Raw genomic sequence first — 19202 nt, forward strand, 5'->3', positions numbered from 1 at the left:
CTGGTGCCCATAGGAACTGAATATATATTCATAAATAAAAATAGGGATACTTTATGTATCTCTATTTTTATTATTCATAGTCTATATGATGAAAATTCTTCTATTCTACGTCCTATCCAGAGTACATCTGAAAGAATATTAGTGTCACAATATGTTACATACCCTTCAAATGTATCACGTGTAAATACAAACCTAATGGAACCATAGTTACAAGGTCCATAAACGGGTTCATAAGGATGCATCCATGTACCTGTTAATACATTGCCTTGTAAAGTGCCTTCCATAAGTGTTTCCCTAATTTCAAAGGCTCCTAAGACTTTATTACCACGTTGATAAAACTTAATGGGTAAACGATTGGTCCGCCATATACCACTTATATTAATTGGTTCGACTTCATGTATATACAACTTCCCCACTCCTTGGGTGTAAACTAAAAATTCACTTTGGTATAATTTATGAGTAGTTACATCTAAATGTGAGTAGCCATAATTGTATTAAGGTTAAAGAATAAAAATCCTTGACTATATAATCAAAGAAACATGAGTAAATTGTTTACTATTGTGTGTAGTAAATGAATGTTGTATAATGACTTAAAGGAGTTGATACAATGAAAAGGTTTTCGGATTATAAGCCTAGTGAACATGGTTTAAATAAAGTTCTTGGAACTCTTGAAAGTGAAGTTATGGATGCTATTTGGCGAAAAGGTAGTGAAGTAACTGTTCGAGAAATATTTGATAAATTAGCTTTATCAAAAGATATTGCCTACACAACTGTTATGACCATTATGGTACGATTAGCAGATAAAAATATATTAGATAGAAGAAAAGATGGAAAAACATTATACTTTATACCATTTCTATCAAAGGAAGAATTCACCAGTAAGATGGTTGGCAATGTCGTGGATAGTTTATTAGAAGATTTTGCTGAGGCTACTATGGCTCACTTTATATCCCGAGTAAAAAAAGGGGATCGTCAAACAATAGAAAAACTAGAACAACTATTGGCACTTAGTGAGGATGGTGAGGCAAATGGCATCTAATTTTCACGCTTTTTTTTCTCATGTTTTATTTGGGATTACTTTGGTATTTCCAATAATTTTTTTAAGTCTAAAGGCTTTTAAAATAAAAAATCCTAGACAAAGAATGGGTTTTTATACCTTGGGATTGGTCCTGCCTTTAATTAGTTTAACACTTTTTTATACCATACTAACAAAGCGATGTGAAATGGGCTATATTAGAAATTCAAATTATTTTTTTGATTTGATTTGTAAAGTAGGTATTAATTTTATATTTTTTATTGGCCCTATAATATTAGGTTTAATACTATTGGCTTTAATTAAAGGGGTAATAGGTGGAATTTTATTATATAGATTTAGGCTAGAGGATAGAGGGTGTTGCCCAGAAAAGATAAGAGTAGAAAAAATTATTACAGAACGCTGTATGTATTTAAATCAGAAGGTTCCAAGGGTATTACTTAGTAGAAAAGATGGATTTGCAGCCATGGTTATGGGATGGGTAAATCCTGTTATTATTATAAATAGTGTGATGGTAAATGAATTAAGTGACAGTGAGTTAGACATGATGATAACCCATGAACTTATCCATATACGTCGAGGGGATTGTTTTATTGGATGGTTTTTTCATTTGATAAGAGATATTATGTTTTTTAATCCATTAAGTACACTACTTTTAAAAAATTATTTAACTGAGAGAGAACGTTTATGTGATAAAGAAACCGCTGAACTTCTGGGGAATCCTCGTGCATATGCAGCAACTTTATTAAAAGTATGGCGCATCCTTGTAGACAAAGAAGATCAAGTTGTAAGAACAGTAGTAAGTTTTATTGGGAATAAAAATGAAATGGAGTACCGTATTTTAAGTTTGGTTTCAGGAGAAATGGTAAATCCAAAATTATCCTTTAAAAAGCTAATGGCAATAAAAATTATTATTATAACCCTTGTAGTGACAATGGTGAGTTTGATTTGTTAGGATTGTATAAGTAAGGAAGATAAAACTTGTGTAAAAAAATATAAATTTTACTTGTAATTTTGCAGAAGAAAGAATATAATAATAACACTACTACAATGCGTAGTAGTTTGTTTTTGAAATGAAGTACTACATAAAGTAGTAGAAAAAGGGAGGAAGTTTTAAATGCCAAAGAAATTTGTTAGTAAAAAAGAACAATTTACACAAGAACAAAAAAGTAAATTGCCAGTGCTCCTTGGAATTATAGGGATTGTTTTAATTGTTGGAGTAGCCTTTATAGCTTTAAATTCCAATGATAATGAAGGAGATAATAATTATTTTGGAAGTCCAGTAGCAACTTCCCGTTCCTATGTGGGAGAATTAATATCTATGACAACAATTGCCCCTACAGTTGAAAATGGTCAAATAAAAATACCTCTAGAAGTTGTTGATACAAATAATATTGTATCTTTTGAACTGGAGAATAATGAAAATGTATTAGTACCTTTAATGGCATATATTACACCTACAGGAAGGTTATTTGCTGGTAGTAGTATGTGTGAACCTTGTCGTGGAAGGACATTTTCTTTAGCAGGAGAAACCCTTGTATGTGATACTTGTCGTACAACTTATAGTATAGAAAACCATAGCTTTATATCTGGAGCACCATCTTGTGGGTCCTATCCACCAGTTAATTTGAATCCTATAGTTGAAAATGGAACTATTATTATTGAACTTGAAGAAGTTTTAAATTGGAGAATTAGAGCATAATGTGCCTTTGTGAAGGAGTGACAAAATATGAATGAGATTAAAGTAGACAATAAAAAAAGAAAGTTCGATATAGGAAACTTAATTTATGTTGCATTAATCATTGTAGTCCTTTTGTTTGGGATGAACAGATTAGGCATTACTCAAGGGTTTTTAGCAGGTACAAATACAGATACAATGCGTCAACTGGGATTAGAATACTATATGGATCATTATGGTGAACAAGTAGGAGCAGAGGAACCGGAAGCAGTCATAAGAAATTTTGGCTGTCATCGAGAAATTCACATATATGAAGGGGACCAATTAAAGATTAGATTATCTTTTTTTAATGGTAGAGTAAGCGAAATTTAGTTTTTGAATGAATAGAGGTGGAAATGTGTTTAAAAACAAGAAGTTAAATCATATAGCTTTTGGTTTGCTAGCAATAATATTAGTAGTGGGTGTAACAACTGGCGTGAAAATTATACAAGGTAGAAACAATGAACTCTTTACTACAGAAAATACAGATGAAATTGACGTAGATATTCTTTTTGGAGAGAATGATTCAAACACAGAAGAAGCAATAGATGAAAAAGAAGAAATAGAAAGTGATATTCTTGATGAAGTTACTGAAGGAGAAAAACCAGTAACTTCTAATGAAAATAGTAATCCAACAATAATACCAGAAAGTAACAATACAAATGGGAATCAAAATGGCAATAGTGGGTCCCCATCTATAAGTGAAACTATTACTGCGACAAACCCTAATGTATCTGAACCGGCACCTACTACCCAATCACCTTCAATACAAGATGCACCCCAGCTTTATAGAGAGGCAGTAGTAGAAAGTTTTGATGATGATGAATTAGGGAAAAAGGCTCTGGCATATTTCAGAAACAAATATGGGGATCATCCAGGTGCAAAAGATGCAAAAGCAGAAGTAGTAAATTTTGGGTGTCATATGGAAATCTATATCCATAATGATGAAGAAGTGTTTTTAGGATTAGCTTACTTTGATGGTGAGTTCTATGAGTTTCAATACTAAAATTATTACAAAATAGTAGCAGTTAAATAGAGGTGAAAAAATGAGTATATTTCAGATTGCTTTAAGTAACTTAAAACGTAGAAAAATGAAAATGCTTTTTCTAATGATGGGATTAGTTGTTGGAGTAGCGACAGTTATAGCTTTTCTAAATATTATAGAAGCAATGAATAAAGATTTAGGGGATAGAATTGATGAATTCGGTGCCAATGCCATTTTACTTCCTCGTACAGAAGGAATGGAAATGAGTTATGGTAATGCCATGGTCTCGGATTTAACTTTTGATGTCCAAAAATTAACAATGGAAGATATCCCACCTATTTTTACTTCATCCGTTGCTGAGTACATTAATATAGTATCACCAAAACTAGTAGGAGCTGTAGATATTAAAGGTCAAAAGTCTTTAATTGTAGGTATAGAAACGAAACAAGAGTTTTCACAAAAGCCGTGGTTTTCATTGAGATATCAAGAAGGTGTTGCACCAGGAGATAGGGTAGGCGATTTGGCTCTGCTGGAATTGCCTGAAGATCGTTTAATTCTTGGGTTATCGGCTGCAAGGGCATTTAATGTGCAAATTGGTGATGCATTAGAAATAGATAATAGGATTTTTTATGTTTATGGTGTATTAGATGAACTTGGAAGTGAAGAAGATGGCCTTATATTTGCTAATTTGACAGTGGTTCAAAATATTCTTAATAGACCTGGTGAACTTTCTATGATAGAGATTTCAGCATACTGTAATTACTGTCCTATAGAGGAAGTTACAATGGGATTAGAAGAAGCCATTCCTAATGCCCGTGGCATTCCTTTAAGACAAGCAGCTCTTTTTAGGGAAGAGACAATTGAACAATTTTCAGCTTTTGGTTATGCCCTATCAGGGATGGTACTTTTAATTGCAGCATTAGTTGTTTTAATATCTATGTTATCTTCTATTAATGAAAGAACCAGAGAAATTGGTATATTTAGAGCTATTGGGTTCCGTCAGCGTCATATTATACAAATTATTTTCTTAGAAGTTGGAATGGTTAGTATTTTAGGTGGTGTTCTTGGATTTGCTTTTGGAAGTCTAGGCGCAAAATATGCAGGTCCTTACCTAGCAGGAATCCAAAGTGGTGTGCCTATTCAGTTTAATTTATTATTACCAGCAGTGTTGTTATCAACAAGCTTAGCAATCATAGTAAGTGCATATCCAGCTATAAAAGCTGCAAAGCTTGACCCGGCAGAAGCACTACGTTTTTTATAAATGTATTCACAGTGAAACTAATTATAAGGAGGCATAAGAATGTCTGAAATAATGATTTCGTTAAAAGAAGTTAAAAAAACATATAAATCTATGGGAGATGAAGTCCAAGCTTTGCGGTCTGTAAGCTTTGACGTTATGAAAGGTGAATCCATTAGTGTAATGGGGCACTCAGGTTCAGGAAAAAGTACCATGTTATCCATTATTGGTGCTTTAAATCCACCTACTTCTGGAACCATAGAAATAGATGGCATTGATATATACAAATTATCACAAGAAAAAAGAGCTGACTTTAGAAGAGAATACTTAGGATTTGTATTTCAGCAATTTCAATTAATACCTTATTTAACAGCTATTGAAAATGTAATGTTACCTTTAACAACTACAAAAAGATCTAATAAAGAAAAAAGAGAGATGGCAGCAGACGTATTGGGTCGTGTTGGCTTGACTGAGAAAATGAACCGCTTACCAAACCAGCTTTCAGGAGGAGAGCAAGAAAGAGTTGCCATTGCAAGAGCTATTGTAAATGAGCCACCTCTTATCTTAGCAGATGAACCTACTGGTAGTTTAGATACTAAAACAGGTGATGAAATTATGGCGTTGTTTCAACAGTTAAATGAAGAAGGGTTAACTGTATTAATGGTAACGCATAATCCGGATAACACCCGTTATATGGGGCGAACGATAATGATGAAAGATGGTAAATTATCATTAGACTAATAATTTTATATAAAAGTATAAGGGAGGGATAAAGTGAAACTTCATAATATAATATTAAACAATCTCCGTAGACGTAAAGCAAAAATGTTATTTGTGTTGTTAGGGTTAATTATTGGAATTGCTACAGTTGTTTCTGTATACGGAGTAGTTGAGACAATGAAAATAGAGATGACAAGACAAGTAACTGAATTTGGTGTAAATGTTGTAATTACACCAGATGCAGGAGGCTTAACATTCTCTTATGGTGGGATAACATTGCCTGAGATTATGTATGATGTTGAACAACTAACAACAGAAGATGTTTCTAAAATTGAAGCATTACCATCTAGTGATATGATAAGAATTATTGCTCCAAAATTATTAGGATTTAATTCTTTAGAAACGGGGCAAAGGATCATGGTAGTTGGGGCTAACCTTCAAGAGGAATTTTTAATTAAGCCTTGGTTAAGAATTGATGACGGGATGGAAATGTCAGATTCACAAGCTTTGGAGATAAGTCCCTTACAAGGTGAAGATAAGAAAATGGACTTTGAACTCATTGATTTAAGTCGTCAAGATTTAGAAAGACTTACTATTTCAAATGAACAAATTATAGTGGGAGCTGTAATAGCAGATTCACTTAATATTAAAGAAGGAGATTTTCTAGTTATTTCAGATAAAGAATTTGAAATAAGTGCTATTCTACTAGAAAGTGGTTCTACGGAAGACCAACAAATTTTCATGAATCTTGTTGCTGCTGGAGAGTTGTTAGGGCGGCCTGAAGAGATTACTGTAATCGAAATGGCAGTAGATTACTTCAAAGGATCAGAAGAAGCACTGCTTTTAGAATTAGAAAGAGAACTTCCACATACCTATGTGACAAGTCTTCGTCAAGAAACTTTAAGAAGAGATGAGATGTTAATGAGATTGGTTCGTTTTGGAATGTCCATATCCCTACTTGTATTATTGGTAGGAATGTTAGTAGTTGGATTAACAATGCTAAGTTCTGTCAGGGAAAGAACCAATGAAATTGGTGTGTTTAGAGCTATAGGATTTAGAAAGTCTGATATTGCTAAGATGATTGTTCTTGAAGGTGTTATAATAAGTACAGTGGGTGGAATTATTGGATATTTTATTGGTATGTTTATTGCAAGTTATGCTGGACCATATTTAGCAGGAATGGATATACAGATTCCTTGGAGATTGGATATTTTATTATTAGCAGTTGGATTAGCAATTGTAATTGGTTTGGTTTCAAGTCTTTATCCAGCTCGCAAAGCTGCAAATTTAGATCCTGTTGAAGCGTTAAGATTTATATAGAAAAAATAAAACTGAGAGGTTTAGGCCTCTCTTTTTTTGATATAAATAAATTGTTGTAATTTATAAGGTAGCTTTGTAGTACCATTGAGATATTTAATTAAATTAAAAAATAAAGTATAATAAGTAGAATAGAATTCTATTCTATTTATTTCTACAAGACTAAGAATTGAAGTTAAAGACTATACGTACTGACCAAATTGGTGTTATAAATATTAATAAAGTGGCAAAGGGTGCAATTCTTTGTGTTCCAGGAGAGTAATTAACATCATAAGGAATTTGAGCCTTTAATAAAGCAGCTTGAGCAGTTAATAAGAGTTCTTGATTAACAAGTTCTCCATTAATTGCTTTTTGGAATGCTGCTGTTGCAAGGAGAGATAAAAGTTTATCAAGATTATTGTTATGTGGAGTCATATTGAACCAACTATTATCCTTTTTTATATTATATTCATAGACAAAGGATTTATTTCTAGTAAATAATGAATGGAGCATAAAGAGATGAAAAAATTTAAAAAGACTTATATTGAAATTACTAATATATGCAATCTTAGTTGTAGTTTTTGCCCGCCTACAAAAAGATTAAGTCAATACATGGATATTGATACCTTTACTAATATATTAGAGCAGATTAAAGGATATAGTAAACATCTTTACTTTCATGTAAAAGGAGAACCTTTATTACATCCCCAACTAGAAAAATTATTACAGATTAGTTATGAGAAAGAATTTTATGTTAATATTACAACCAATGGTACATTAATTAATTTAGTTAAAGATAAAATATTAGAGATACCTTCATTAAGACAGGTGAATTTTTCTCTCCATAGTTTTGAGGATGAAAAAGGCTCTGAAAAAATGTTAGAGTATATGAATTCCATCATATCTTTTTCAAAGGATGCAATTAAAAATAACATAATAATTTCTTTAAGGTTATGGAACCTTCAAAAGGATAATGCAACCAATACTCAAAAGAAAAAAAATCGTCAAATGCTAGAAATAATTGAAAAAGAATTTAATTTAGATTTTCAAATCGAAGAAAAAGTAGAACCTGGAAAAGGTATTAAGATAGAAGAGCGATTATATATTAATCAAGAAAGTCAATTTAATTGGCCTGATTTACAAATACAAGAAATAAGTTCAAAAGGCTTTTGTCACGGTCTAAGAAATCAAATCGCTATTTTAGTTGATGGAACAGTGGTGCCTTGTTGTCTTGATGGTGAAGGCATTATGGATTTGGGTAATTTGAAAAACTCTTCATTCAAAGAGATTATAGAAAGTAAAAAAGCAACAGATATATATAATAGTTTTTCTAATGGAGAAGTAATTGAAGCGTTGTGTAGAAAGTGTGGTTATAGATTAAGATTCAGCCAGGTTAAAAGTTAGATTCTTTTGAGAATCTAACTTTTTTAGAATTAAAGCATATAAAAAGCGATAAAATATATATATACAGTAATTAAGGGGCGATTATATGCTATTAGATATTCCAAAAACAGAGAGAGTAGATTTTAATGGTGGATATGGCGTTATAAAAGTAGATACATTTAATCAACGGATAAAGATTGTTGCCTTTGAGGGTGATATAGCATTCTTGTTAGAAAAGATTGAGATTATTGCAAAGAAAGTTAATGCAGGGAAGATTTTTTATATTGGTGGCGAGGCTGATATTAAAGTATTTAAAAAAAATAATTTTATTATGGAAGCTAAAGTTTATAGTTTTCTAAAAGGGGAACCTGGATACTTTTTATCTAAATTTTTAAAACAAGAAAGAAAGATGAGTTTGTATGTCCCAGAGGAAGAAGAGGTATTAATTAGATCAAGAGATTATATAAAAGACAATTATGAATATATAATATATGACAAATACGAGATAAGGGATGCCTGTGAAGAAGATGCTGAACAATTGGCACGTTTATATAAAAGTGTGTTTGAAACTTATCCATCACCTATGAACAATGGAGAGTATATAAAATATGCTATGAAAAACCATGTGTATTTTAAAGTAATTACTTATAACAACAGGATTATAAGCTCTGCTTCAGCAGATATGGACCCTGAAAATTATAATGCGGAAATGACAGATTGTGCAACAGAAGTAGAACATAGAGGACAGGGGTTAATGGGAAGATTAATATTAGAATTAGAAAAAGAAATGAGAAGAAAAAATTATAATGTGTTTTATAGTACAGCAAGGTCTATCTCAGCAGGAATGAATATTATATTTGCCAAACATAATTATGAGTATGGGGGTAAGCTAGTTAATCATTGTCATATTTGTGGAGGATTTGAAAATATGAATATATGGGTTAAAGTTTTATAGATTGATGCTTATTGATATGTAAAGAATAGGTTAATAATTTGGTAGGTTGAATCCCATTGATGCCCAAAGGCATGTATAAGTATAGCCAATGGTATAACTATTTTAATGGAGACCAAAGGTAAATTGTTTGAATATAATGAAGTAAAATATAAAATTGGAGATTATTATGTATCCAGTCTATCCTTATTATAGTAGAAAAGAAGAGTGTGAAGATCTGCCGATACCCTTTCCACCTCAAAGTCAAGCAAGGCCAGGTTTTGAATATAGAATGATTCCTAATCCTATATCGGATTATGATGGTTACGTAGGTTCAGGTAAATTAAGAGGAAAAGTAGCTATTATTACAGGTGGAGATAGTGGAATTGGAAGAGCTGTAGCTATTGCATTTGCAAAAGAAGGAGCAGATATAGTAATAGTATATCTAAATGAACACAGAGATGCTATGGATACAAAAAGAAGGGTTAATGATTTAGGTCAAGAATGCTTGCTTTTTGAGGCAGATTTGAGATTAGAAAATGAGTGTGAAGAAATGGTTAGAAGAACTATGGAGTTTATGGGGAGAATTGATATACTTGTAAACAACCATGCCATTGCCTATCAAACTTTAAGTGTTCTTGATATGACTCAAGAGCAATTAGAAGATACATTTACTACAAATTTATTTTCATATATCTATTTGATTAAGGCAGCCTTTCCATATTTGGAAACTGGTAGTAGCATCATTAACACATCATCAATTGTTGGAGTAAAAGGCAATTCAGGTGCAATGGATTATGCTGCTTCAAAAGGTGCCATAATAAACCTTACAAAATCACTAGCAATGTCTTTGGTAAATAATGGCATTCGTGTGAATGCTGTTGCGCCAGGACCTGTATGGACACCTTTGGTTGTATCCACATTTCCGCCTAATACTGTGTCAGAGTTTGGAAGGAATACTCCTTATAAACGAGCTGCTCAACCTTTTGAAATTGCACCTGCATATGTGTATTTGGCTTCGGAAGATTCAGGATATGTAACGGGTCAAGTGATACCTGTTACAAATGAAATCTTATAAACAGTTTATTTAAACCACTTATTTAATAGGTGGTTTTTATGCTATAATTAAGAAAAGTTATTGGAAGGTGATGGTAATGGAATATAAAAGATTTAATAATAGTGTGGTCATAAGAATTGATCCTAAAGAAGAAGTTGTTGAATGTATAAAAGCAATTTGTGACAAAGAGCAAATAAAAGCAGGTTCATATACAGGTCTTGGTGCAGCAGATGAGATTACAGTGGGATTATTTAATACGAAGGAAAAAAAATATTATTCTAAAACCTTTAGTGGCGATTATGAAATCACAAGTTTGGTAGGTAGTGTATCTACAATGAATGGAGAAACCTATTTGCATACCCATATTAATATTTCTGATGTGGAGATGAATGTATTTGGTGGCCATTTGAATAAAGCAGTTATTAGTGGTACTTGTGAGATAGTATTAACAATAATTGATGGACAAGTAGAAAGAGAATTTAATGAACAAATAGGTTTAAATTTGTATAAGTTTTTGTAGAAAGCAGTAAGTAATAAAAAGCTAGAGAATAGGCAATCCTAATAGTAATTAATTTAACTTAAGCTTAGCTTTGAAAGAGCCTAAAGCTTCCATTGAAAACAAAAATTTCAAGCCCTAAAATAATGGTGTGGAGGGATTAAATGTTAGGATTGGACTTAAAAACATACTGCAATAGTGAATATAATGTGCTTAAAAAGGTGATAGTATGTGAACCTAAATATATGACCATACGAGAAGCAATTAATGAAACTCAAAAACACTATTTAGATGAAAATATACAAATTAATATTGCTATGTTACAACATAATAAATTTGTTGAACAACTGAAGTTAAATGGGGTTGATGTAATCATGTTACCTCCTCTTAATAAATATCATGAGCAAGTTTTTACTAGAGATATTGGATTTGTTCTAGGAGAAACAGTTTTTGTTGCAGATATGGCTAATGAAGCTAGAGTTGGTGAAGAGGATGCACTGAAAAATTATTTGGAAGGCAATATGATTTCTTACTTTAATTTAATTGGTGACGAAATTGAAGGCGGTGACGTAATTATTGATGGTAAGACCGTCTATATAGGTCTGAGCGAGAGAACCAACCAAAATGCCATTAATCATTTACAAAGACTTCTTACAGATTATGAAGTTGTAACCATTGATTTTAGAGAAAAGTATTTACACTTAGATTGTGTTTTTAATATTGTCTCTGAAAATGAAGCATTGTATTATCCCCAAGCATTAAATGAAGATACAATAAAATTTTTAGAAAGTAGATATGACTTAATTCAAGTGAGTAAGGAAGAGCAATTTTCTTTAGGAACCAATGTGTTTTCTATTGGTAATAAGAAGGTCTTTAGTTTGCCTGAGAATAGAAATGTGAATGCTGCTCTTAGAAGTCGTGGGTTTAATGTAATAGAAGTAGAATTCTCAGAGATTATTAAATCAGGTGGTTCATTTAGATGTTGTACTATGCCCCTTTTAAGAAAGGGCTAAATAAAAAATATTGATACAAAAACTTCTTAAATGTTTAAGAGGTTTTTTTATTTTTCTAATAGTTGTCTGGTGTAAAGAAAAAGATATTTGAACATATAATGAATAAGTCAGACCTACATTTTAATAATTCATACAGCAAATAATAAAAAGGAGTTGCGGTAATGGATGATAATACAAAATTAATAAAAGTTCAAGAAACGGTTGACGTATTGGTTCAAAAAGCGCAAAAAGCATTAGATGAATTTATGTTAATGGAGCAAGATCAGATTGATAAAATTGTAAAAGAAATGGCACTAGCCGGGTTAGATCAACATATGTATTTGGCTAAACTTGCATTTGAAGAAACCCAAAGAGGCATATATGAAGATAAGATTATAAAAAACCTGTTTGCAACAGAATACATTTATCATAGTATAAAATACGAGAAAACCGTAGGCATCATTGAAGAAAATGAAGAGGAGGATTATATGGAAGTAGCCGAACCTGTAGGCGTGATTGCAGGTGTTACGCCAGTTACAAACCCAACTTCAACAACTTTATTTAAATCAATAATAGCAATGAAAACAAGAAATCCTATTATTTTCGCATTCCACCCTTCTGCTCAACATTGTTCTTCAGAAGCGGCTAGGATTTTAAAAGAAGCAGCAATCAAAGCAGGAGCGCCTCAGGATTGTATTCAATGGGTAGAAGAACCATCCCTAGAAGCCACGCAAAAATTAATGAATCATCCAGAAGTAGCGTTAATATTGGCGACTGGAGGTTCAGGAATGGTAAAGTCAGCCTATTCAACAGGAAAACCTGCGTTAGGTGTTGGACCTGGTAATGTTCCTTGCTTCATAGAAAAATCAGCAAATGTTGAAAGAGCCGTAACAGATTTAATTTTATCAAAGTCTTTTGATAATGGAATGATTTGTGCTTCTGAGCAAGCTGCCATTATTGAATCAAGTATTTATGAAAAAGTGACCAATTATATGAAAAAGCAAAACTGTTATTTTGCGACGAAAGAAGAGATAGAAAAAATTGAATCTGTGGTTATAAATGTAGGGAAAAAAGTTGTTAACTCCAATATTGTAGGGAAATCACCTTACGAAATAGCAAAAATGGCCAATATAGAAATTCCACAGGATACTAAAGTGTTATGTTGTGAAATAGATGGCGTAGGTGAAAAACATTTGCTATCCTATGAAAAATTATCACCAGTATTAGCGGTAGTAAAAGCAAAGGATGCTAACGAAGGTATAAAAATGTCAGAGATTATGGTTGAATTAGGAGGTCTAGGCCATTCCTCTGTTATTCATTCTAATGATGAAGACATTATTGATGGGTTTTCAAAAAAGTTAAAAACAGGAAGAATAATAGTAAATTCACCTTCTACCCATGGTGCCATAGGGGATATATATAATACGAATATGCCCTCTTTAACTTTAGGCTGTGGATCTTATGGTAAAAATTCTACAACATCTAATATTACAGCTGTTAACTTAATTAACAAGAAAAGGGTGGCAAAAAGAAAAGTAAATATGCAATGGTTTAAAATTCCTGAGAAAATCTATTTTGAATCAGGATCTGTTCAATATTTAAGTAAAATGCCAAATATAAGTCGTGCTTTAATTGTTACGGATCCTTATATGAGAGAATCTGGATATGTAAAGAAAGTATTATATTATTTAAGAAAACGACTTGATTATGTACATTGTGAGATATTTAGTGATGTAGAACCAGATCCATCTCTAGAAACGGTTTATAAAGGAACCGAATTAATGAATGGTTTTCATCCAGATGTCATTATTGCATTAGGAGGCGGTTCAGCCATAGATGCAGCAAAGGGTATGTGGTTGTTCTATGAACATCCTGAAGCAAACTTTAACAATATGTCTCAGAAGTTTATGGATATTCGAAAAAGAGTTTATAAATTCCCTAAGATGGGTAAGAAAGCAAAATTTGTAGCAATTCCTACCACATCAGGATCAGGATCAGAAGTAACCTCATTTGCGGTTATTACAGATAAGGAAAAAAATATAAAGTATCCTCTAGCTGATTATGAATTGACACCAGATGTTGCCATTATTGACCCCGATTTTGTTATGACGGTACCACCTAAAGTAACGGCCAATACGGGATTAGATGTTTTAACTCATGCAATAGAAGCCTATGTTTCTATCTTAGCATCAGATTACACAGATGCCTTAGCCTTAAAAGCCATTCAACTGATTTTTGATTATCTTCCAAAAGCTTACAATAATGGCAATGACAAAGTTGCAAGGGAAAAAGTTCATAATGCTTCTTGCATTGCAGGAATGGCTTTTACCAATGCTTTTCTAGGGATTAATCATTCTTTAGCTCATAAGTTAGGGGGAGAATTTCATATTCCTCATGGGGCTGCCAATGCTATATTATTGCCTTATGTGATTGAATACAATGGTGTTGAAACACCGACTAAATTTGTTTCTTTTCCAAAGTATGAGAAATATATTGCTCCTGAAAAGTATAGTGAGATATCAAGACATTTAGGGCTAGGAGCTTCCACACCTCAGGAAGGTGTAAAATCCCTTATTAAAGCCGTAAGAGATTTAATGAAGGAAGTGGATGTCCCTCAAAGCATAAAAGACCACGGTATTGAAGAAAATATCTTTTTATCTAAAGTAGAGTATTTAGGGGATAAGGCCTTTGAAGATCAATGTACCACATCAAATCCTAGATTGCCTTTAGTATCTGAATTGGTTGCTCTTTATAAACGTGCTTATTATGGTGAATAGACTATTATCTCACCCCATATTATTTGTGGGGTGTTTTTTTTAACAAATATTTGTTGAAAGAATATAGGAAAGCATGTACAATACAATAGGAAAGAAATTGGAAGAGAAAGACATGAATAGGTGATATTGTGAAAAAAGCAATAGATTTTTATAATGAAGGGTACAATTGTGCAGAGGCAATAATAAAGGGATACAACACAGAACATAATAAAAGTATTCCAGTAGCCCTAGGAAGTCCTTTTGGGTCTGGAATGACTATTGGAAGCACTTGTGGTGCCATCACAGCGGCCCTTATTGTTATTGGTGCTTCAAAAGGAAGAGAAGATTCTAAAGAAATAAATGAAACAAGAAAAGATACCAAGGCTTTATTAAAAAAAATAAAAGATAAGTATGGTTCACTTGAGTGTATTGAACTTAAAAAACAAGGTGTGCCTTGTGAAAATCTTGTTGAAGATGCATATAATATTCTTAACGAAATTGTAACAAAAGAAGGAATGTAGATAATTATAAAATTATGTTGTTGGTGCAGTGGCAAATGTTATTGTAGTGGAAAAGGCAAGTGGCTTATATGATATCTTTTGGTCCTTCATTTTATTGTGGGAATGAGTGTTTAATAGGGTTATTATCTAATAGATTGGATTGAATTAGGGCGTAAATAATCTGTATAGACACCTGTGACTTTATTGGCTTTTAATGTGGATAATGTTTTGTTAAAATTAATGGTATGTGCATAACTAGGCACATTTAGATAATACAGATTCCTAGGTAATAGGGTTAAGGCTCTAAGTAAGGGCATACTAACAGCAAAAACTTCATTGCCTTCTAGGAAGTGAAATAAACTTGTATCAGAAGTAGCAAGGTTATAAAGTGCAGGAATAACATAAGAATACCCTAAATATCTAATATATTCATAATCATGAAATGAATAGAGATGAGGGATGAATTTGTGTTGTATCTTTGGATGATGGTCTTTTATATACTTTAATAATCGAATATAATCTTTTTTAATATCTGCGATGATATAGATACTTGGATGAAAAATAAGCCATTGCTCAAGTCTATTGAGATCTAAGAGAGTAAGATTCAAAAGGGTGTCTTTGTTTAAGAACTCTTCTAAAGAATATTGTCTAGAGGTATTCATAAACAACCATCTAGGTGTAGAATCCCAATCATGTATACAGACAGGATAACCATCTGTTGTCCAGTGAAAATCTAATTCAATAAGTTTGAAGCCATTCATATAACTATTGTTTAGGGCCTCTAAAGAATTTGTATAAGGAATGCCATAAATAGACCCGCCTGCATGGGCGATAAGGGTCTCAAGTGGAGGTGTTCTTTTAATTTCGTGTAAATAGTGAATACCCATAAATTCCTCCAAGGTTTTTCTTATAATAATATACGAAAGTACAGAAGGATAAGTGATAGGTAATCAATCTGTAATTACTAATAAAATAATAGTGAAACGCTTGATTTATACCTTATATTCATATATGATAACTAGAGAAATAAAATATTATAGAGGTGCTGATTATGTTACATGCTTTTTCTAGAACAGAAATGCTTATTGGTAAAGAAGGACTTGAGAAATTAAAAAATTCAACGGTAGCAGTTTTTGGAATAGGTGGCGTAGGTACTTATGCTGTTGAAGGATTGGTTAGAAGTGGTGTTGGAAAACTCATTTTAGTAGATGATGATGATGTATGTCTTACAAATATAAACAGGCAATTACATGCCACACGTAAAACAATTGGTAAACCTAAAGTAGAAGTAATGAAAGAAAGAATTTTAACCATTAATCCAAAAGTAGAAGTTGTAGCGTATCAAGAGTTATACACTGCTGAAACTGCTGAAAAATTATTATCAGATGACTATGATTATGTTATTGATGCCATAGATATGGTTACGTCTAAATTAGATTTGATTGAAAGATGTAACAATAAAAAAATTCCTATTATAAGTGCAATGGGCGCAGGAAATAAGATGAATCCTGCTATGTTAGAAGTGTCAGATATTTATAAGACAAGCATATGTCCATTAGCAAAAGTAATGAGAAAAGAACTGAAAAAAAGAGCTATAAAAAAATTAAAAGTTGTTTATTCAAAAGAAGCACCATTAACGCCTATAGCCTTAGAAGGGGATTGCAAAACCAATTGTATATGCCCAAATAAAGATAGAACTTGTGTAACAAGAAGACAAATTCCAGGAAGTATGTCTTTTGTGCCATCTGTTTCTGGGTTGATTATTGCTTCAGAAGTTGTAAAAGATTTAATAGGGTATAAAGGATAGTTATACAAACTAATATACTCCCCTTGTTGAAAGACAATCATTGTTGATTGTCTATCTGTAAGGGGAGTATATTGTTTTTTAGAATAGTTCTATAAAAATAATGCTAGATAGAACGCTTCACATTACCAAGATCCTTCCGTGGAATACATTTAAAATAAATTAATATAATTATATATATTAAAGCAAGAATAATACAGTTAGCAAATAAAATTAATAAAGATCCTGTTAAATATTGTATGTAATTATAATAGATATAGCTAATTAATATAGAAGATATAACTGCAGCAAAGATTGGTTTTAATAACCATTTTGAAATATCAAATTTAACTGTAGTTACTTTTACAATCTTTATTAAATTTAATAAGGTGATTATCAAACTACTTACTAACAATCCCCATAGGTAACCTTTAAGGCCAGCAATTGGTATAACAAAGATTGTAAATACAATGCGAATGCCTAATCCAATAGTATTATTTCTAAAAGTAATAAGTTCATAATCTAAGCCATTTAATATACTAGCTAGTGTGGTATTAAGATATATAAATGGACATAGCCAAGCAAGTATCACTAAAAGATTTCCAACAAAGGGCTCATTGTATATTCGCGTGCCCATTGGTTTACCAAATACAATAAAAATACATGTGCTAATAATACCTATAAGTAAGGAATACTGTAGTGTCTTTGATGTTGTATGTTTGATGGTGTTCTTGTTCTTTGCGGCACTGGCTTCAGAAACTGCTGGCAAGAGCAGGAGAGATAATGAATTTGTAAAGACAGAAGGAAACATTACCAAGGGTATTGCCATTGCAGTTAACATACCATATAAACTTAGAGCATTAGAATGGGTCATACCAAATAGTTGTAACCTTGAAGGGATCAAGATTGTTTCTACACTAGATAAAATCGTAATCAATACCCTATTTGCTGTTAGAGGGATGGCAATAGTTGCAATATTGTTGGCAATTTTTCTGTAAGAATTATAATTAGAGCATCTCTCTTCAGTGTTTTTTCCTATGGATACTCTATAAGAAATAATAACATAGAAACAAGTGATTATTTCTCCTAATGCCATACCTATTACTGCCATAGCACAAGCAAACTCTAATCCTTTAGGAATAAAGGTACTTGCTAACAAATAAACAGCAGCAACTCTTATAATTTGTTCAATTAATTGTGAACTAGCAGGGATAAAGGTTTTCTTTAAACCATAAAAGTATGCTTTAACAGAGGAGCCTATAGCTGTAAATGGAACTGTAAAAGCAAGGATTTTTAATGAAAGTAAAGTTCTAGGTTCTTTTAATAAATTATAACTAATAAATTCACTAAATACGTATATAATGATAGAAAGTATTAGTGATAAAACCAATGTTATAAATGTGGCTGTATTGATGATGCGGGACATATTTTTAGTGTTATTAGAAGCCCTTTGTGCAGCTACAAGTTTTGATATAGCAGTAAACAATCCAGAGCAACATATGGTATAACAAATCATAAACACAGGAAAAATTAATTGAAATATCCCCATTCCTTCAGAGCCGATAAGATTAGACATATATATTCGATATAAGAATCCTATAACTTTAGTAATAAGCCCTGCAATAGTTAATATAATAGCCCCTTTAATGATGGAATCTTTTTTGTTTCTTTTCATATACAATCGCCTATGCTTTTTCTATCTATTTAAGAGAAATATATTCTAATAGGCTTGTCATTATGTATTTATTTCAGTATGATAAAAGATAAGTAAATAAAGAAAAATTAATTGTAAGGAGACTACGAGATGATATATATCTTTTTAATTGCATTATTATTTGTATTGGATCAAGTTATAAAAGTCAAGATGGATAAAACCAGAGCATTACATAAAGATGAGTATATATTAAATGGGAATATTATTCTAACGAAATGCTATAATAAAGGTGCTTTTTTGGGAATTTTTAAGGAAAAGCCCCAATATTTGTTTATAGCTAATATCATTGCAATTGGTTCCATGATGATATATCTTTTGAAACTTATTATATTTAAAGGGAATGCGGTGACAAAATTTGCATTAGCTTTAATTATGGGAGGGGCATTAAGTAATTTCTATGATAGATTAAAAAGAAACCATGTAATTGATTACTTTTCTTTTAAATCTTTAAAAAAAGTAGTTTTTAACTTGGGGGATATGTTTATATTTATAGGATGTATTATATTGTTGTTATTTGGAAGAAATAAATAAAATATAAAGTATAATAGAGATAATAAAAAGGGCTATTCTAGGAGAGTTTCTAGGATTGTCTTTTTTTATAG

Annotated in this window: 21 protein-coding genes; 17 read left to right on the forward strand and 4 right to left on the reverse strand. The window is 31.8% G+C overall.

Annotated features, from left to right (window positions below):
* Window positions 1-74: 74 nt before the first annotated feature.
* A complete protein-coding gene (locus tag EDC18_RS03420; protein WP_132250314.1) occupies window positions 75-407 on the reverse strand; it encodes a hypothetical protein in 333 nt (110 codons plus the stop codon).
* Window positions 408-607: 200 nt separating this feature from the next.
* On the opposite strand from EDC18_RS03420, the gene EDC18_RS03425 reads away from it, so the two are divergent.
* The 8 genes from EDC18_RS03425 to EDC18_RS03460 all read left to right on the forward strand — a co-directional run bounded on the left by EDC18_RS03425 (window position 608) and on the right by EDC18_RS03460 (window position 7012).
* Complete coding sequence (locus EDC18_RS03425; RefSeq protein ID WP_132250316.1) at window positions 608-1039, forward strand: BlaI/MecI/CopY family transcriptional regulator; 432 nt, start codon at window positions 608-610, stop codon at window positions 1037-1039.
* Window positions 1029-1988 (forward strand): M56 family metallopeptidase, encoded by a 960-nt coding sequence (locus EDC18_RS03430; RefSeq protein ID WP_165878462.1) that lies wholly within the window; start codon window positions 1029-1031, stop codon window positions 1986-1988. The genes EDC18_RS03425 and EDC18_RS03430 overlap by 11 nt, the downstream gene beginning before the upstream one ends.
* A 162-nt stretch (window positions 1989-2150) precedes the next feature.
* Entirely contained in the window at window positions 2151-2735 is a 585-nt protein-coding gene (locus tag EDC18_RS03435) for a Fe-S-containing protein (RefSeq protein WP_132250320.1), read from the forward strand.
* Window positions 2736-2762: 27 nt separating this feature from the next.
* A complete protein-coding gene (locus EDC18_RS03440; RefSeq protein ID WP_132250322.1) occupies window positions 2763-3083 on the forward strand; it encodes a hypothetical protein in 321 nt (106 codons plus the stop codon).
* 25 nt (window positions 3084-3108) lie between these two features.
* Window positions 3109-3756, forward strand: coding sequence for a hypothetical protein (locus EDC18_RS03445; RefSeq protein ID WP_132250324.1), 648 nt, complete (start codon window positions 3109-3111; stop codon window positions 3754-3756).
* Between the two features lie 40 nt (window positions 3757-3796).
* The gene (locus EDC18_RS03450; RefSeq protein ID WP_132250326.1) at window positions 3797-4996 is read left to right on the forward strand and encodes an ABC transporter permease; all 1200 of its coding nucleotides are present in this window, start codon (window positions 3797-3799) and stop codon (window positions 4994-4996) included.
* A gap of 39 nt (window positions 4997-5035) precedes the next feature.
* Window positions 5036-5713, forward strand: a complete 678-nt coding sequence (locus EDC18_RS03455) for an ABC transporter ATP-binding protein (protein WP_132250328.1) — start codon at window positions 5036-5038, stop codon at window positions 5711-5713.
* Window positions 5714-5746: 33 nt separating this feature from the next.
* Complete coding sequence (locus EDC18_RS03460; protein WP_132250330.1) at window positions 5747-7012, forward strand: ABC transporter permease; 1266 nt, start codon at window positions 5747-5749, stop codon at window positions 7010-7012.
* A gap of 159 nt (window positions 7013-7171) precedes the next feature.
* Here EDC18_RS03460 and EDC18_RS03465 read toward each other — a convergent pair whose 3' ends face one another.
* Window positions 7172-7423, reverse strand: coding sequence for a hypothetical protein (locus EDC18_RS03465; RefSeq protein WP_165878463.1), 252 nt, complete (start codon window positions 7421-7423; stop codon window positions 7172-7174).
* Window positions 7424-7507: 84 nt separating this feature from the next.
* On the opposite strand from EDC18_RS03465, the gene EDC18_RS03470 reads away from it, so the two are divergent.
* The 7 genes from EDC18_RS03470 (at window position 7508) to EDC18_RS03500 (ending at window position 15124) form a co-directional block, all read left to right on the forward strand.
* Complete coding sequence (locus EDC18_RS03470; RefSeq protein WP_132250334.1) at window positions 7508-8392, forward strand: radical SAM/SPASM domain-containing protein; 885 nt, start codon at window positions 7508-7510, stop codon at window positions 8390-8392.
* 85 nt (window positions 8393-8477) lie between these two features.
* Complete coding sequence (gene ablB / locus EDC18_RS03475) at window positions 8478-9326, forward strand: putative beta-lysine N-acetyltransferase (RefSeq protein ID WP_132250336.1); 849 nt, start codon at window positions 8478-8480, stop codon at window positions 9324-9326.
* A gap of 166 nt (window positions 9327-9492) precedes the next feature.
* Window positions 9493-10380 (forward strand): SDR family oxidoreductase, encoded by an 888-nt coding sequence (locus EDC18_RS03480; RefSeq protein ID WP_132250338.1) that lies wholly within the window; start codon window positions 9493-9495, stop codon window positions 10378-10380.
* Window positions 10381-10456: 76 nt separating this feature from the next.
* On the forward strand, window positions 10457-10879 hold the full coding sequence (locus EDC18_RS03485; RefSeq protein ID WP_132250340.1) for a PPC domain-containing DNA-binding protein: 423 nt from the start codon (window positions 10457-10459) through the stop codon (window positions 10877-10879).
* A 140-nt stretch (window positions 10880-11019) separates the two neighbouring features.
* Window positions 11020-11868, forward strand: coding sequence for a dimethylarginine dimethylaminohydrolase family protein (locus EDC18_RS03490; RefSeq protein WP_132250342.1), 849 nt, complete (start codon window positions 11020-11022; stop codon window positions 11866-11868).
* Window positions 11869-12029: 161 nt separating this feature from the next.
* The gene (gene adhE, locus EDC18_RS03495; protein ID WP_132250344.1) at window positions 12030-14624 is read left to right on the forward strand and encodes a bifunctional acetaldehyde-CoA/alcohol dehydrogenase; all 2595 of its coding nucleotides are present in this window, start codon (window positions 12030-12032) and stop codon (window positions 14622-14624) included.
* 128 nt (window positions 14625-14752) lie between these two features.
* Window positions 14753-15124 (forward strand): C-GCAxxG-C-C family (seleno)protein, encoded by a 372-nt coding sequence (locus EDC18_RS03500; RefSeq protein WP_132250346.1) that lies wholly within the window; start codon window positions 14753-14755, stop codon window positions 15122-15124.
* 122 nt (window positions 15125-15246) lie between these two features.
* On the opposite strand, the gene EDC18_RS03505 is transcribed toward EDC18_RS03500, so the two are convergent.
* Window positions 15247-15990, reverse strand: a complete 744-nt coding sequence (locus tag EDC18_RS03505; protein ID WP_132250348.1) for a glycerophosphodiester phosphodiesterase family protein — start codon at window positions 15988-15990, stop codon at window positions 15247-15249.
* A gap of 164 nt (window positions 15991-16154) precedes the next feature.
* Between EDC18_RS03505 and EDC18_RS03510 the strand changes: the two genes are divergently transcribed.
* Complete coding sequence (locus EDC18_RS03510) at window positions 16155-16910, forward strand: tRNA threonylcarbamoyladenosine dehydratase (RefSeq protein ID WP_132250350.1); 756 nt, start codon at window positions 16155-16157, stop codon at window positions 16908-16910.
* A gap of 103 nt (window positions 16911-17013) precedes the next feature.
* Here EDC18_RS03510 and EDC18_RS03515 read toward each other — a convergent pair whose 3' ends face one another.
* Complete coding sequence (locus EDC18_RS03515; protein WP_132250352.1) at window positions 17014-18561, reverse strand: putative polysaccharide biosynthesis protein; 1548 nt, start codon at window positions 18559-18561, stop codon at window positions 17014-17016.
* Window positions 18562-18690: 129 nt separating this feature from the next.
* Here EDC18_RS03515 and EDC18_RS03520 point away from each other — a divergent pair, with 129 nt between their 5' ends.
* A complete protein-coding gene (locus EDC18_RS03520; protein WP_132250354.1) occupies window positions 18691-19131 on the forward strand; it encodes a signal peptidase II in 441 nt (146 codons plus the stop codon).
* Window positions 19132-19202: the final 71 nt, after the last annotated feature.

Origin of the sequence: Natranaerovirga pectinivora, assembly GCF_004342165.1 — a bacterium.
Lineage (GTDB): Bacteria > Bacillota > Clostridia > Lachnospirales > DSM-24629 > Natranaerovirga > Natranaerovirga pectinivora.